Source organism: Companilactobacillus keshanensis, from assembly GCF_003946205.1.
Taxonomy (GTDB): Bacteria; Bacillota; Bacilli; order Lactobacillales; family Lactobacillaceae; genus Companilactobacillus; species Companilactobacillus keshanensis.
Window position 1 is genome coordinate 53,020 of record NZ_RHOS01000006.1, and the last position, 15,767, is coordinate 68,786.

A 15,767-nucleotide genomic window follows, 5' to 3' on the forward strand; every position below is an offset into this window, starting at 1 on the left:
GATCCAATAATAAATATTGGACTAGATTTTAAGTCAATAATTTCAACAAAAAAAGCCTGCCCAAAGGCACACTTTAATCTCCACGTTTATAACTAGCAACATATTTCTTTCGCTGATCATCATCAAACTCATTTTCACTCTTAGCGATAATAATTGTAGCTAGTGAATTACCGACAACGTTGACGGCAGTACGTCCCATATCGACTAGACGATCGATACCGGCGATAAATGTTAACCCCTGCATTGGTACACCAATTGTTGAAACAGTGGCTAACAATACAACGAATGAGGCTCCTGGAACACCTGCCATACCTTTAGACGTCAGCATCAAAACAACGATCAGTGTGATCTGTTGTCCGATCGATAGGTCAATATGGTAAGCCTGAGCCAAGAACAAGGCAGCTAACGATTGATATATTGCTGAACCATCAAGGTTAAAGGTATATCCGGTTGGTATAACAAATGAAACTATACCTTTACTTGCCCCATAATCCTGCATTTTTTCCATCATCTTAGGTAATGCAGCTTCCGAACTGGCAGTTGTAAAGGCCAAGACGAATTCATTTTCAATAATTCTGAATAATTCAAAGAAGTTTACATGGAAAATCCGACCAACAATATACATAACAACGAAAACAAAGAAAGCCATTGTTGCATAAGCGATCAGAATAAATAATGCCAGTGGTTTGAGAGATTCAAATCCCATTTCACCCACAGTAACACCGATCAGAGCACAAACACCGATTGGAGCAGTACGCATAACCCAGTTTGTTACTTTAAACATAACATTTGCTACAGCATTCAGCAGATCAGTAATGATCTTACCTTGTTTACCAAGTGATGCCGTTCCTAGTCCAAATAGGACTGAGAAGAAGATAACTGGCAACATGTCCCCTTTACCCATAGCAGCAAAGATATTTGTTGGAATGATCCCCATCAAAACTGACCAGACGCCTGAATGTTTAGCGCTTGAAGCAGAGGCCGTATATTGCGAAATACTTGAACCTTTTAAATCATTGATGTTGATATAAGTACCTGGATGTGTGACATTAGCAACCAAAATACCAATAATAATAGCTAGCGTCGTCATAACCTCAAAGTAAATCAAAGTTTTCAGACCGATACGACCTAGCTTTCTAATGTCACCCATATTGGCAATTCCGACGGTCAAACATGAGATAACAATAGGCAAAACAATCATTTGGATTAATGAAATGAACATTGTACCAATGTTTTGCATGACTGTTATAGCAGCCTTATTGTGATAAAAGATCTGCCCTAAAATTATACCTAGAACTAGGCCGATAATAATTTGCCAGCCTAAACTAAGTCGAAAAAACTTTTGCTTTTGCAATTTAGAAGCCCCCTTAAAAGCGTCGAGTTATATTATAGCAGATTATTTCTAATCAAATTAAATTTTTTTAATGGATTTTGAGAATTTTTCAAATTGATCGTGCCAATCCGTTGGTTTGTCAGTAAATAAATTATGCCCGGAGTCATTCAAAACTGTTATTTGAATTTCATTTGCTGGATTTAAAAGTGCAAGTTGATCTCTGTAACCGACTATTTGGTCATTTTTTCCTAAAAGGATCGTCACGTCAGTCTTGTTTGAACTAAGATCTGCTATTAACTGTTTTTCAAATGAAAAACTGTAATTGTGACTAGCTTTTATCTGATTCCAAAATGCAAGATCGTATTTCTTAGCACCAGGAATTATCGATTTATTATAGTTATCCCAGGCCATTGAATTGATCAACACATTCATATCAAGAAATTTTTGATAGTTAGGATCAGTTGTTTCTAACCTCTCTTGAAAAATATTCTTATGAGAACTGACATCACGGTTCTCTTTGTCAGCATGGATCACCGGACAGGTAATGAAGGATGATTTAATTTTTGAGCCAAGTTTATCGAGCAGCCCTAGACAAATATAACCGCCATAAGAGTGTCCACAGACAGCAATTTTTTGATCCCCCGTAATTTGATCAATAAATTTGATGACTAATTTTAAGACATCGTCTGAATTGTGTATTAAGGATACATCTTGTGAGTCCCCCATTCCTGGGAGGTCAAGATAAATCCTTTTGATACCTGTCGTCATAAGTGGCTCATAGTTTTCAATCATACTGGTTGAATCCTGACTCATACCATGAAAGAAATAAACTGGAAAACCAGTTCCAACGATTTCATAATTCAACTGTGTATTGTTTATAGTAATTTTCATATTTTGCTTCCTAACAAAAAAATGAGGTTGGAATTTTCATCCCAATCTCATAAGAATTTATTTTTCACCAGATTCAGAGGCAATTATATCAAGACTTCCATCAAGTGTCCATTCGTCAACTGTTGCAGGAACAATCAAGTGAACACCCTTCTTTAAGCCATAATCCTTGCCTTCAATGGTAATTTTACCAGTACCATTGATAACTGAAATCAAAGTATATTTTCCAATATCATGTTTTAAAGTAACAGGTTCTTGTACTTCCCAACGATAAACAGCAAAAAATGGTGAGATAGGTGGTTGAACAAAGGTTGTAAATTTGTTCTTACCTTCTGTCTTTGTCTGAATATCTAATTGTGGATCCTTATGAGGAACCGTGATCGTATCCTCTGATTGTTGAATATGTAGTTCACGTTTCTTACCAGTACTCTTTTCAACACGGTCATAGTCATACAAACGATAAGTTGTATCACTGCTCTGTTGCGTTTCAAGAGCCATAATACCCTTGTTCAAGGCATGAACTGTACCACTAGGAACATAGAAGAAATCACCTGTTTTAACAGGGACTTTTCTCAAAAGATCATCCCACTTACCTGATTCGATCATATCAACTAGTTCCGCTTTATTTTTGGCATTATGACCATAAATAAGATAAGAACCTGGTTCGGCATCAATAATGTACCAGCATTCAGTCTTACCTAATTCATGCTCATGTTTCCATGCATAATCATTATCTGGATGGACTTGGACCGACAAGCTGGCCTCAGCATCTAAGATCTTTGTTAGCAATGGAAATACTTTGCCCTCTGGATTACCGAATAACTCACCATGATTTTTCCACAGATCATCGATAAATTGTCCAGCAAATTCTCCATTTTCAACCTCAGAACGACCATGGGGATGCCCCGAAATTGCCCAGCATTCTCCTATATCACCTGCAGGTAAATCGTAATCGAATTTCTCTAATTTACGACCACCCCACATTTTTTCATGAAAAACAGGTTTTAAAAATAATGGCTCCACGTTAGAATCCCCCAATTTTTAGTCTTCGTTTTCCTCTAATGACTTATCGCGGTCCAAGAAGAAGATCAAAGTCTGTAATTCGTTTGCCAAATCGACATAATGTACACGAATTGAATTTGGCACGTTAATAATTACCGGTGTAAAGTTTAAAATCCCCTTTACTCCGGCATCAGCCAAAAGGTTTGCCGTAACTTGTGCTGCATTTGATGAAACTGTTAGAATACATACATCGATCTGTTGTAAATCTAACTGTTCTTTTATTTCAGAGACATCATAAACAGGCACACCGCTCTTGACTGTACCAACGATCGATTGATCAATATCAAAAGCTGCGGCAATTCTTACATTATTTGTTCTAGCAAAGTTATAATTTAATAAGGCATTACCCAAATTACCGACACCGACTAAGGCAACATTAGTCCGTTTGTCTTGATTGAGTAATTTTTTGAAGAAGGCGACAAGCTCATCTACATCATAACCGTACCCTCTCTTACCTAAAGCTCCCAAGTATGAGAAGTCACGTCTTATCGTAGCGCTGTCAATTTTGACGCCCTCAGATAATTCTCCTGAGGAAACTTTTTGCGTGCCTTCATCTTTTAAGAACTGGAAATACCTATAATAAATAGGTAACCTTTTAATAGTTGCGTTTGGAACTGTTGTTTTTGTCATATCTACCACCAATGTGCGTTATTTCACTAATATTTATAGTAAATAAAATTAAGCAAAAACGCAATAGATTAAGCCTATAAAGAATTGTTTTTTACAAATAATGATAAAATTGTGAATATGTAAAGGGGTATTTAACTTGATTTTATTACAAGCTCAGAGCATTACTAAAAACTTTGGAACTAAAAAACTCTTCGAAAATGTCAATTTTGAAGTTCAAGATAACAGTCGTATCGGCCTCGTAGGACGTAATGGCGTTGGTAAATCGACGCTTCTCAAGATCATTTCCGATCAAGAAAGTTATAGCGATGGAAACATTGCTCTCAAAAAAGATACTAATATCGGTTACTTAGCTCAGGATTCAGGTCTTGATCGCGACAATATCATTTTCGATGAGATGGAAAAAATCTTTGATTATCTTAAGAAGCAAGAAAATCAGATGCACGAACTCGAGGCTAAACTAGCTGACAATACAACCAAAGACTATGATCAAATTCTAAAACAATATGATCAATTACAAAACACTTTTCGACAAGAAAATGGTTATGGCTATCAATCTGAGATCCGTAGTGTCCTCAAAGGATTCGGCTTTGAAGAAGGCGTCTGGCATGACAAGATCTCTACTCTCTCAGGTGGTGAACGCTCACGTCTAGCTATGGCTAAAATGCTCTTAGAACATCATGATATTCTGTTACTTGACGAACCGACAAACCACTTAGATATCGATACAGTTGAGTGGTTAGAAGGTTATTTGAAGAACTATCGTGGTGCCCTGGTTATCATCTCTCATGACCAGTACTTCTTAGATAAAGTCGTTACAGAAATTGTTGAGATCAATCACCATTCTTCAAAACACTATTCTGGTAACTATACTTTCTACTTACAAGAAAAGAAAAAGAATCAACAAGTTGAGTGGAAGCATTACGAAGAACAACAGGCCGAGATCAAGAAGACGGAAGAATATATTCAAAAGAACATTGTCCGTGCTTCTACTACTAAGATGGCCCAAAGCCGTCGTAAAAAGCTGGAAAAGATGGATGTCATGGACCGTCCTGGTTCTGATCAAGCATCAGCACACTTCAGTTTCCAAATTGACAAAGAGAGTGGAAATGACGTTTTGTTGATTAAAGATGCTGCAATTGGCTACGATGATCACATCATGTCAGAGCCAATAAATCTTGATGTCAAAAAAGGCGAACGAATTGGTATTATCGGGCCTAACGGAATTGGTAAATCTACCCTTCTAAAATCAATTCTAGATCAGATACCTTTGATCAAAGGTACTTACCAATTCGGTGCCAACGTTCAAGTAGGTTACTATGACCAGAATTTGACAAATTTGGACTCACGTAAAGATGTACTTCACGAGATCTGGGATCTCCATCCACTACTTGATGAACAGATAATTCGTAACATTTTAGGATCATTTTTATTCAGTGGTGATGATGTTTTGAAACCAATATCTGGATTATCTGGTGGTGAAAAGGCTCGACTTACTTTGACTAAGTTGTCAATGGAACACGATAATTTCTTAGTAATGGATGAACCAACTAACCATTTGGATATCGACAGTAAGGAAGTTTTGGAAGATGCCTTAAGCAATTTTGACGGAACCGTTCTCTTTGTATCACATGATCGTTACTTATTGAATACACTTGCCAATCGTATCGTCGATATCGGTGCTAATGGTAGCAAAATTTATCTTGGTGATTACGATTATTACTTGGAGAAAACGACTGCTACTCCAACTGAGGAAAGCGGTGTAAGCCATAACGTCAGTGAAAAAAAGGTCGAGTACCAGCAATCTAAAGAACAACAAAAGCAAGAGAGAAAAATTCGTCGTCAAGTTGAACAATTAGAAAAAGAGATCTCTGAATTAGATGAGAAAAGTTCTGCTATTCAATTAGAAATGACTAAAGAAGAAAATCTTACTTCATACACTAAACTAGCCGACTTTCAAAAAGAATTAGATGATAACAAGAAAAAACAAAGTGAGCTTGAAGATGAATGGACTGAAAAATCATTGGAGTTGGAAGATTTAGGTGAATAATTGTCTTTATCGAAGTAATTTGCTAATATTCTAAGAACAAACAACTTAGGAGATCAAATGAAAAACAGACAAGAAAATTTCTTTATCCGCTTTTTCAAAGGTGTCATTATCGCCTTAGGTTTTATCTTACCTGGAGTTTCTGGTGGTGTTTTAGCAGCAATTTTAGGAATCTACGAACGATTACTCCACTTTATGGCTCATTTTAGAAAGAATTTCAAAAAGGACTTCATGTATTTTCTACCAGTTGGTATAGGTGGAATTGTAGGAATTGGTCTACTTTCTAAACCGTTAGAATTTCTTTTAGCACACTATCAAGTCATCGTATTATGGGGGTTTGCTGGAGCAATTATTGGAACCTTACCTGCTTTGATCAAAGAATCAACCTCACGTTCAAAACGAGATTTCTTCGATATTAGTTGGTTTTTCGCCATGTTGATTTTAGGGGGACTGTTCCTTTTCTTCATGAGCGAAATATTTGGAACTATCCCGGCTAATTTCTTTGGATTCGTGATTGCCGGAATGTTGATTGCACTGGGTGTACTGGTCCCTGGACTTAGTCCTTCAAACTTACTATTGATTTTAGGATTGTACACACCCATGCTGACCGGGTTTAAAAACTTCGACATTATGGGAGTATTTTTACCAATTGCTGTTGGTGGTGTTATTTCTATGGCCCTATTCTCAAAGGGAATGGAATATCTGATCAAACACCATCATTCTCGGGTCTATCATTTCATTTTAGGAATAGTGGTTGCCAGTACAATTTTGATCCTTGTGCCAAACCCTAATTCAGAAGAAACAATTTCTTATGCCGGAATAACTGGCATGACGATCATGCTTAGTGTTATTACCTTCATTCTCGGAATGCTATTAGGACTGTGGATGAGTAAATTAGAGGATAAATACAAATAAAGTATGGGATAACTTTTAGTTTCCGGCCTTCCAACATCAAATTAGTATTCATTTCTGACATAAATACCCCCCAGCAATTAAATATTGTTGAGGGGTATTTTTAATTTAAACAACCCAATATGCTCGAGGTCATCTAACGTAGGAGCGTCATATTCAAGTATGATAGTAATTCTCATAAAATATGATAAATAAATTCTTTGTACATCAAAAGGAAATGGACCTGTTTCTAAGCATATAATCTTAGGTTGTTGTTTGATGAGAAAATCATACAACCAAACTCAATTATCTTTCAAAGTAAATTAGTCAAATTTTGAGTAAAACTGTCGAATGCTCGTGACTCCCACATATTCTTTCTATGAACATAAACTGATGTTAATTTATCATCAGTAAATTTCGTTTGTATCACTTGCAATTGATTATTAGCCAATTCTGATTCAACAACAAACTTTGGTAGATACGCAACCCCTAGGTTACTAATTACACTTTGTTTGACCGCTTCAATGCTTCCAATTTCTAGCATGTGAGTAAAGACGATATCTCGTGTGAGAATTTCTGCCGAAAATTTTTTGTGATAAATACTTTCTTTATCATCTGTAATAAGGGTTAAATTTATCCGTTGGTGAGTCCTTTGCAAATTTATAGTTTTTGGATCCATTTGTGAACTCGCCACTAATACAAGTGAAAAATCACATAATCGATGAACAACAAGGCTATCACTGTAACCACCCACATCATAATGAATGCCCAAGTCGACCGTACCATCAGCAACCTTTTGAGGAATTGTAAAACAATTCGCCATTTGTAAACTAAGTTGGACATTTGGATTCTGATTATGAAACGCATTTAAAATTGGTTGCATTTTGTAAGTTAATAATGTATCGGGAACAGATATTTTTAATTCTCCAGATAAATCATTCTCAGATTTTCCGTAGTTTCTCATTTCATCAATTGTACCCAAAATACTGTCGATTAATGGAAGAATATCTTTGCCTGCTTTTGTAAGTACCATTCTCCGCCCCACTTTTTCAAAAAGTTGTAGCGATAACTCTTGCTCTAATTGTTGAATTTGAAATGTGACCGTAGACTGAGCGTAATTTAATCTATTTGCTGCGGCTTGAAAACTCCCTGTTTCAGCAATTGTTCGAAGAGTTGTTAAAGTTTTAGTATCCATATTCTTCTCCTTTTTCAAAAATTTCTACCGAAACATCGAAATATTCGAATTGTAAATGTTAATATTTCAATTAGACTGAATCGTTTATCAGAATTATTATAGAAAACAACATAATAAATGTCAATTTATGGAAAAAATGGAGAATAGAAATATGGAAATCAAAATGTACTCACCAAAATATCGTAATCAAGTAATTGCATTAATTCTGTATCTACAAAACTTTGATAACAATGTCGATTTATCTCTGGAGGAACAGCCAGATATGCAAGATATCACGAAATATTATTTACAAAACCAGGGTGGGTTTTGGATTGCAACAAACGATAATGATGATGTTATTGGTACGATTGGATTACTTCAAGAGAACGAGGAATACGGTGTTTTGAAGAAATTCTTTGTTCATCAAGATTATCGTGGATCTAAAAATGGAATCTCTGCGAAATTATTTGATGCGTTAATTAGCTCAGCAAAGGAAAATCATTTACATCATATTTTATTAGATACACCTGAAGCCTGTCATCGGGCACATCATTTTTATAAAAAGAACGGATTTGAAGAAATTGACAGAAATGATGTTCCAATTAAATATGATTATCCAGATCGTGATTCACTCTTTTTCATCAAAAATATTTAACACAAAAAATACCCCCAAAGTTGTTCTAACTTTTGGGGGATATAGGTCATGTTACTTAATTTTATTAGGATCATTTTTGTAGATAAATACTCCAAGTAAACTAATTAAAACTGCTGGCAATTCCCAAGAGTATAGAATCTTAAATGAATCTTTTAATTGTACCGTCAAATGATGCTTAATGTTGTGAGTTGCTGTTGAAATTTGATCATTGATTTTAAGTACACTAGCATCAGCTTTTTGTTCAACTGTTTTATACATTATTAGTTTCATCGGTGCTGGTACGCTTACCCCAGCCATTTGCTTTTGTAATAGTAGCTTATTGTATGTTTCATTTACCAAAGTATTTTTTGCGGAATTAGTAATTGTCATAGTCTTGATTTTCTTATTACCATTACTAATTTGTGTACTTGATGAAACTAACTTGTTGTGAAGTTTATTATCTATCTTATTCTTAGTACCCTTTGCCACATCAATTTTTTGTACTTGGCGAACTGAATAATCGTATGTATCTTGCTTAGCAGTAGTGATATTTCCATCTAGTAATGATAAGAATAAAGCAATTCCAATTACCGCACCAACATTTCTTAGAACATTCAAAACATTCTGTCCTGAGGTTAAGTCGGCACCCTGTAATTTATTAATTCCAAGTGATAATGCAGGACCAGCAATGCATCCCACGCCAATTCCAATCAAAATATCAATGATATAAAGCTGCGACCAACTATTGTCAACGTTGATTTTACTTAGTAAATAGACTCCAACTGCTGTTGACAAGATTCCGACAGTCAAAGGTATTTTAACGTTTATTTTTTCAATAATATTAGTGGCGATTGGTGTGGCTACCAACATGGCGGCTGACATTGGTGTAATTAATAAACCGGCATGCAATTCTGACACACCCATTATTTTCGTTAAGTATGTGGGCATGATACCTACAAAACTTGCCAAAAAAGTGAAGGATAATAATATCATAATCGTTGATGCAACAAAATTTCTATCTTTAAAAAGTGATAATGGAACAATAGGATCTGACGTGTGTTTGTCGTGGTAAATAAAAGCTACCAATGAAATCAATCCCGTCACGAATGTACCAATTGTTGTTGCACTAGTCCAACCCCAATTTCTACCTTGAACTAATCCGAGAGTCATTAAAAATAGAGTCAAAGCTATCAACACTGCACCAATGATATCAATTTTTGAAGCTGAAACTTGTTCATTTTTCATTGATAATGTCGCTATATTTATTATTAATACAAGCACTACAACTGGTATATTGATAAGAAATACCCAATGCCAGCCCATGAATTGTGCAACTAATCCACCAATAGAAGGTCCAAGTGCTGCTCCCATTGCTTGAGTTGCCGCAAAGATTGAGACTATTTTCCCACGTTGTTTCATGGTGCTATGATGAAATTCAATAATCATACCAGAAGGCAACATAACTGCGGCACCAATACTTTGAATAGAGCGACCGATAATTAACATTGTCAAACTTTGAGACATTCCACTGACTATTGACCCAGCAGCAAACACAATAATTGCTGTATTTAGTAATTTAACATGACCAATTTTGTCTCCTAATCTACCAAACGGAATTAAAAATGAAGCAAATAATATTGTATATATATTTATTGCCCACGATAGATCCGATAATGATACGTTTAATCCCGATTGAATATCAGGAATTGTAATATTCATTATATTAGTATCTAGGATAACCATAAAGCCCGTTATTGTCATGGCCACCAATATTAGTTTTTCTTTAAACTTACCTGCATTCTCTGTATACATGTTTTAGCCTCCGTCGAGTCGAATTTAGTGTTACATTTGATTCAACCTGATACACTTGTCTCAACTCGAGACCAATATAAAATAATTCATTCAAAACTACTATTTTTGAGGCTTATATTTTATGAATTGGAGATACTTGTAATGGATAGAGACAAAACAGTTCAAAATGTAACAAGAATGCAAATTCAAACTAAGATATGGATCAAGGATGCACTGCTTGAATTACTAAAAACTTACAATTTCAATGAAATAACGATAAAGCAAATAGTTCTAACCGCTGGAATTTCACGTCCCACTTTTTATCGGTTGTATAAATCAAAGAATGAAACACTAAAAGAGACTATAAACGATATTTGGTATAAATATTCTCAATCGGTTCACAATCTTGATCCGAAGTCATACAAACAATTACTACTGTATGCTTTTGAATATTTCGGTAAAAATCATGATGATTTAAAAATTCTAATCGATTCCGATTTATCTAGTTATTTATCAAAAAGTGCCACTTCCATATTCATCAAAGAAATTTCAGATAATCCTGCTATTTGGAGAGAATGGCAATCACCATTAGAAAAAACTATCGGCGTTCAGTTAGGATTTGGTGGAATGATCAATGTTCTGTTTAATTGGATTTCAACAGATTGCCGCACCCCCGAAGATAAAATGGTATCTGAAATAATGAAAGTCTTACAAAGTTTAGCTAAGGAAAATTAAGTAAGAGATGATTTCTAACCTTTTCAACACCAAGTTATCGACCATTCGAAGCGCACAAAAAAAGTCGACTTTCAAGTCGGCTTTTAAAATACCCTAGCTAAGTTTTGAACCTTTTTATAACCTTGATTTAAGATTTTTTGCGTATTGTCTGGATCAAAATCCATCCCTTCTATAAATATGTTCTGGAAGTCAGATACACCCATAATATTAAAGATAGTCCTTAAATACCTGTTCCCTAAGTCCAACTCCTTCATTTGAATAATATCCGCACTGTGAAACCGATCCCCACTAGATTGCAGATGCAGTGCCTTTTTTGCGTGCAAATTACCTTGTAGTTTTGAATGGTTGTCATATTCAAAAGTATCTGGAATTTGCATGACGAGATCTAAATAACTCTTCATTTCTGCTGGAAGAAAAAAATTATACATAGGATTTACAAAAACATACTTGTCTGTAGTAACAAACTCATCAACATATAGTTGCCGGGCCACATTTATCGCTCGCTCGTGCCTAGTAAATTTGGCTCCACTAGCTTTCTTGTTATATATAGACAGAGCCGTTTCATCAAATGGTAGGCGTGGCTCTTCAGAAACGTAGCGCTCGATAATTGTATCGTTAGGATTTGATTCTTGATACTCTCTTATGAAGTTTTGATAGAGCTTGATGCTTGTTGATACTTTATCAGTTTTGGGATGAGCAATTATGGCTAGAAGTTGTGTCATGTAAATCACCTTTTTTCTTTATTTTAACAAATTGAGAATTTGGAGATAGAAAAAGCACGCCTACATTTGGCGTGTTTAATTATTTTAATGATGCTGAGTCTTTAAGAGTATGAAAATAGTTGGCAATCAAGATTAATGTTAGTAATAGTTTTACTATTACTAAATCCTTAAGAGTACAAAAACGTGCCAGCTGGTAACTTAATTATCTTCAGAGTTTTACTATTACTAAATCCTTAAGAGTACAAAAACTCACCAAGAATGCGATATTGTTCTAGTGTTGTTTTACTATTACTAAATCCTTAAGAGTACAAAAACTTAGGATCAGACGGAGTTTTAAAATCATTAGTTTTACTATTACTAAATCCTTAAGAGTACAAAAACCTCTTCTTAACCTTATTAATCATCATATTTGTTTTACTATTACTAAATCCTTAAGAGTACAAAAACTTGAAATGCTGTAATGTCAGTAGTTTCAAAGTTTTACTATTACTAAATCCTTAAGAGTACAAAAACCGATTGAATATATCATACCTTTATAATTTCGTTTTACTATTACTAAATCCTTAAGAGTACAAAAACTTGAAATGCTGTAATGTCAGTAGTTTCAAAGTTTTACTATTACTAAATCCTTAAGAGTACAAAAACCTCTTCTTAACCTTATTAATCATCATATTTGTTTTACTATTACTAAATCCTTAAGAGTACAAAAACTCCATATCACGTCCAGATTCAGCTAATACAGTTTTACTATTACTAAATCCTTAAGAGTACAAAAACACGGATCCGATGGGATTGTAGGTACATTATGTTTTACTATTACTAAATCCTTAAGAGTACAAAAACCAATTAACAAATTAGTTTGATTAACAATTCGTTTTACTATTACTAAATCCTTAAGAGTACAAAAACCAACAGTAGGAAAACTACCATGTGTTTGATGTTTTACTATTACTAAATCCTTAAGAGTACAAAAACAATGAAATTCGCTTTTTTTGTGGGTTACTGGTTTTACTATTACTAAATCCTTAAGAGTACAAAAACCCTAGTTTTACACTAGAATACAAAATCAATGTTTTACTATTACTAAATCCTTAAGAGTACAAAAACATAAAGATTTCGGTGCTTATAAGTTAGTAAGTTTTACTATTACTAAATCCTTAAGAGTACAAAAACTATGTGTAAATGAACTGTCATTTAAAAATGGTTTTACTATTACTAAATCCTTAAGAGTACAAAAACTCATCAATCATCTGCTTTACCCCAGTAAATGTTTTACTATTACTAAATCCTTAAGAGTACAAAAACATACGTTTGGAACGAAAAGACTGGCGAACCGTTTTACTATTACTAAATCCTTAAGAGTACAAAAACATTTGGATTGGAATAATATTCTTGCTATGAGTTTTACTATTACTAAATCCTTAAGAGTACAAAAACTTAGTCCTTACTAAGAAATTGGAAGGGTCAGTTTTACTATTACTAAATCCTTAAGAGTACAAAAACCTCAAATTCAAAAAATCAACACGTTATCAATCCTCCAAAAATTTGGTTTCTGCATCTGTCAGTAACTGATCTTCAAAACTAAACGACGTCTCGTAGTTTAGAATCTCATTTACTACCTTCAATAATACCAAATCCTTGTTATTAAGAAACAATTTTTCTTTAATTCCAATATAGGGAATAATTCGCTGCATAGATTCAACAAATTTTTCTTCACTACTATTAAATTCATTAGGATAGTTATTCTTTACAGAATGTAATAACTCATCGGTTGGCAATAACTGATCAAATTCATCAGCGGCCACGACAATCTTTTCTAAATCCATTGTATCTATTGGTAAGTTTTCAAGATTATTGCCAATATAAACTACCTTCAAATCATATTCACTCAATAACTTTTTTATTTTGATAAAGAAGTTATTTTTTTCATATTGAGAAATAAAACTATCAACATTGTACAAAACTAACCAAGTCGGATGGCTATTCTTACTCAATTTTAATTTCAAAAAATTTAAAAATTCATCTAACAAACTTTCAGTATTCATAAATTCCAAGGGATAATTTTTTGAATCCTCTTGATAATTCAATACCAAAAAATTTTTTAACATCTCTAAATAATTTAGATCCTGAAAATTTATCCGCAAATTATTAGAATAGTCATCTAAGAATTCTTGAACTTTAATCTCTAAACGAAAGTTTTCATTATTCATATTCTCAATTGCATGGTCAATATCGAGATCATCATTCAGTTTATTCAGCAACTCATACAATAAGGTATCCTTTTTATACTGCATTTGTTGATAAATACTGTCACGATTATTTATAAAGAAAACATCATTATTCTTCACTGAAACCTTCTCATCATCAATGTACAACTCGATATCATTATCTCCATAAATATTGGAGGTCAATCTGGGGCTGCGATTGAAATAATAATATAAACTGCGAAAAACAGTCCATAATTTTTTATGATCAATCCCTGTTAAATAAACAATATCGTCAAAATCAAGATCCAAAAATTTCTGATTTTCTAATTCAATTTTTAATATCATATGATCACCAGATTCTTATTACCAACAATCGTTTCTTGTTTGCTCTTACTACCAACAAGAACTTGCATATCTTCAAATTGCTTTTCACTAACGGCCATAAGTCTAATCTCCCCATTTTCCGGTAAGAAATATTCGATTGCATTTTGATATTTCTTACCAGCTGATCGATTAGGAATTGAACGATAATAAACTGAATATTGCAACATCATAAAACCGTTTCTGATCAATTCCTTCCTAAAAATTCGGTATTGTCGTTGTTGTTTTGGAGTATCCATTGGTAAATCAAATAAACACATCATTCTCATATTCTGATATTTCAACTTCCTTCACCCACGAAATTTTTTAAATCGATATTTGACAAAGATTCTATATCATTAGCTTCTATTGCAGTTATGAAGCTGGTGACAAATTCTTGCATTGAATTATCTATCGACATTTTCTTTCCTTTAATTTTGATCTTCTGATTCATAAATTCAATTATTTGGAGTCGTGATTCATAGCTTAAATAGTTTTTTTCACCCAATAGATTTTGATTGATCCAATAATCCATCAGTGGACGATAAGGTTCCATCAAATCATCAACTAAGTTAAAACTATTAAATTCATTTTTATGAAATATCCCTAACATTGTCACTAATCCGTTACCGACTACTATCCTTGCCATACATGATCTTAAAATTGCATATCCAAAGTTCATAGCGGCATTTATAACATTGTCATCTCCACGAGTAAAACTCTTTCCATACAGCGAATCAAAATATACTTTAGCAACGTGCCCTTCTCGATTAGTTTTATCACCAACCGCAAGATCAGAAACCAAATCTTCCATTAATTCAAGACGTTCCTGTTCTACTCCAGTCCATCTGGCAAAAGCTATTTGATTATCCATTTTTTGCTTAATAACACTTTGCCAAATTAAATCTTTTTGTTCAGTAGTCCAACAAGCCTGTTTTATAACCCTTTTTGCATAATGATGATATTGACCGTAAGGTAAGTAGATACCAACGGGCAAATATTTATCATCACAAATTACTAAACCAACATTATTCTGACTTAAACTAGACATCAATTTGGTGGTTATCGAGGTCTTATTCCCCTCAAGTACAACCATTGTGATATCCGATAATGGAATATAAAATTTATCGTCCTTCTTTCTAATTTCCAAATTATCCAATCTAAGCCTTAATAAATCGCCTTCCTTAACATGAACTATTCTCCACGCCATAAGTTATCCTCCTAAATTTTTGTAAAAAAAAACCACCTAACAAGTAGGTGGTAAATTCGGAATAAATCCTTATTTTTGTAGATCCT

14 protein-coding genes and 1 CRISPR repeat array are annotated in these 15,767 nt (G+C 33.9%); of the genes, 4 read left to right on the forward strand and 10 right to left on the reverse strand.

Annotated features, from left to right (window positions below):
- Window positions 1–73: 73 nt before the first annotated feature.
- The 4 genes from EKM64_RS04940 to EKM64_RS04955 are packed head-to-tail and all read right to left on the reverse strand — an operon-like array spanning window position 74 to window position 3,913.
- Window positions 74–1,354 carry a cation:dicarboxylate symporter family transporter gene (locus EKM64_RS04940; protein ID WP_125676202.1) on the reverse strand — a complete coding sequence of 427 codons (1,281 nt, stop codon included), beginning with the start codon at window positions 1,352–1,354 and terminating at the stop codon, window positions 74–76.
- Window positions 1,355–1,411: 57 nt separating this feature from the next.
- The gene (locus tag EKM64_RS04945; RefSeq protein ID WP_125676204.1) at window positions 1,412–2,224 is read right to left on the reverse strand and encodes an alpha/beta fold hydrolase; all 813 of its coding nucleotides are present in this window, start codon (window positions 2,222–2,224) and stop codon (window positions 1,412–1,414) included.
- 57 nt (window positions 2,225–2,281) lie between these two features.
- On the reverse strand, window positions 2,282–3,244 hold the full coding sequence (gene manA / locus EKM64_RS04950; protein WP_125676206.1) for a mannose-6-phosphate isomerase, class I: 963 nt from the start codon (window positions 3,242–3,244) through the stop codon (window positions 2,282–2,284).
- Window positions 3,245–3,262: 18 nt separating this feature from the next.
- Window positions 3,263–3,913 carry a redox-sensing transcriptional repressor Rex gene (locus EKM64_RS04955; protein ID WP_125676208.1) on the reverse strand — a complete coding sequence of 217 codons (651 nt, stop codon included), beginning with the start codon at window positions 3,911–3,913 and terminating at the stop codon, window positions 3,263–3,265.
- A 136-nt stretch (window positions 3,914–4,049) separates the two neighbouring features.
- Here EKM64_RS04955 and EKM64_RS04960 point away from each other — a divergent pair, with 136 nt between their 5' ends.
- On the forward strand, window positions 4,050–5,960 hold the full coding sequence (locus tag EKM64_RS04960; RefSeq protein WP_125676210.1) for an ABC-F family ATP-binding cassette domain-containing protein: 1,911 nt from the start codon (window positions 4,050–4,052) through the stop codon (window positions 5,958–5,960).
- Window positions 5,961–6,017: 57 nt separating this feature from the next.
- On the forward strand, window positions 6,018–6,872 hold the full coding sequence (locus tag EKM64_RS04965; protein ID WP_125676212.1) for a DUF368 domain-containing protein: 855 nt from the start codon (window positions 6,018–6,020) through the stop codon (window positions 6,870–6,872).
- Window positions 6,873–7,161: 289 nt separating this feature from the next.
- Here the strand turns inward: EKM64_RS04965 and EKM64_RS04970 are convergent, their stop codons facing one another.
- A complete protein-coding gene (locus EKM64_RS04970) occupies window positions 7,162–8,043 on the reverse strand; it encodes a LysR family transcriptional regulator (protein WP_125676215.1) in 882 nt (293 codons plus the stop codon).
- Window positions 8,044–8,194: 151 nt separating this feature from the next.
- On the opposite strand from EKM64_RS04970, the gene EKM64_RS04975 reads away from it, so the two are divergent.
- The gene (locus EKM64_RS04975) at window positions 8,195–8,677 is read left to right on the forward strand and encodes a GNAT family N-acetyltransferase (RefSeq protein ID WP_125676217.1); all 483 of its coding nucleotides are present in this window, start codon (window positions 8,195–8,197) and stop codon (window positions 8,675–8,677) included.
- 51 nt (window positions 8,678–8,728) lie between these two features.
- Here the strand turns inward: EKM64_RS04975 and EKM64_RS04980 are convergent, their stop codons facing one another.
- Window positions 8,729–10,468, reverse strand: coding sequence for an MFS transporter (locus EKM64_RS04980; RefSeq protein ID WP_125676219.1), 1,740 nt, complete (start codon window positions 10,466–10,468; stop codon window positions 8,729–8,731).
- Between the two features lie 141 nt (window positions 10,469–10,609).
- Between EKM64_RS04980 and EKM64_RS04985 the strand changes: the two genes are divergently transcribed.
- Complete coding sequence (locus tag EKM64_RS04985) at window positions 10,610–11,182, forward strand: TetR/AcrR family transcriptional regulator (protein ID WP_125676221.1); 573 nt, start codon at window positions 10,610–10,612, stop codon at window positions 11,180–11,182.
- An 83-nt stretch (window positions 11,183–11,265) separates the two neighbouring features.
- Here the strand turns inward: EKM64_RS04985 and EKM64_RS04990 are convergent, their stop codons facing one another.
- The 4 genes from EKM64_RS04990 to cas1 form a co-directional block, all read right to left on the reverse strand.
- Window positions 11,266–11,904 (reverse strand): FMN-dependent NADH-azoreductase, encoded by a 639-nt coding sequence (locus tag EKM64_RS04990; protein ID WP_125676223.1) that lies wholly within the window; start codon window positions 11,902–11,904, stop codon window positions 11,266–11,268.
- A gap of 147 nt (window positions 11,905–12,051) precedes the next feature.
- Window positions 12,052–13,407: a CRISPR direct-repeat array (repeat unit 36 nt; unit sequence GTTTTACTATTACTAAATCCTTAAGAGTACAAAAAC).
- A 26-nt stretch (window positions 13,408–13,433) separates the two neighbouring features.
- Window positions 13,434–14,456 (reverse strand): CRISPR-associated protein Csn2-St, encoded by a 1,023-nt coding sequence (csn2-St, locus tag EKM64_RS04995; RefSeq protein ID WP_125676225.1) that lies wholly within the window; start codon window positions 14,454–14,456, stop codon window positions 13,434–13,436.
- Window positions 14,453–14,761, reverse strand: a complete 309-nt coding sequence (cas2, locus tag EKM64_RS05000) for a CRISPR-associated endonuclease Cas2 (RefSeq protein WP_125676356.1) — start codon at window positions 14,759–14,761, stop codon at window positions 14,453–14,455. The genes csn2-St and cas2 overlap by 4 nt, the downstream gene beginning before the upstream one ends.
- A gap of 11 nt (window positions 14,762–14,772) precedes the next feature.
- A complete protein-coding gene (cas1, locus tag EKM64_RS05005) occupies window positions 14,773–15,681 on the reverse strand; it encodes a type II CRISPR-associated endonuclease Cas1 (protein ID WP_125676227.1) in 909 nt (302 codons plus the stop codon).
- Window positions 15,682–15,767: the final 86 nt, after the last annotated feature.

Excerpts from the sequence above, each read along its gene's own strand:
- EKM64_RS04945 (WP_125676204.1), bottom strand. The coding sequence starts at position 2,224 with ATGAAAATTACTATAAACAATACACAGTTGAATTATGAAATCGTTGGA.
- EKM64_RS04955 (WP_125676208.1), bottom strand. The coding sequence starts at position 3,913 with ATGACAAAAACAACAGTTCCAAACGCAACTATTAAAAGGTTACCTATT.
- EKM64_RS04965 (WP_125676212.1), top strand. The coding sequence starts at position 6,018 with ATGAAAAACAGACAAGAAAATTTCTTTATCCGCTTTTTCAAAGGTGTC.
- EKM64_RS04970 (WP_125676215.1), bottom strand. The coding sequence starts at position 8,043 with ATGGATACTAAAACTTTAACAACTCTTCGAACAATTGCTGAAACAGGG.
- EKM64_RS04975 (WP_125676217.1), top strand. The coding sequence starts at position 8,195 with ATGGAAATCAAAATGTACTCACCAAAATATCGTAATCAAGTAATTGCA.
- EKM64_RS04980 (WP_125676219.1), bottom strand. The coding sequence starts at position 10,468 with ATGTATACAGAGAATGCAGGTAAGTTTAAAGAAAAACTAATATTGGTG.
- EKM64_RS04985 (WP_125676221.1), top strand. The coding sequence starts at position 10,610 with ATGGATAGAGACAAAACAGTTCAAAATGTAACAAGAATGCAAATTCAA.
- EKM64_RS04990 (WP_125676223.1), bottom strand. The coding sequence starts at position 11,904 with ATGACACAACTTCTAGCCATAATTGCTCATCCCAAAACTGATAAAGTA.
- csn2-St (WP_125676225.1), bottom strand. The coding sequence starts at position 14,456 with ATGATATTAAAAATTGAATTAGAAAATCAGAAATTTTTGGATCTTGAT.
- cas2 (WP_125676356.1), bottom strand. The coding sequence starts at position 14,761 with ATGAGAATGATGTGTTTATTTGATTTACCAATGGATACTCCAAAACAA.
- cas1 (WP_125676227.1), bottom strand. The coding sequence starts at position 15,681 with ATGGCGTGGAGAATAGTTCATGTTAAGGAAGGCGATTTATTAAGGCTT.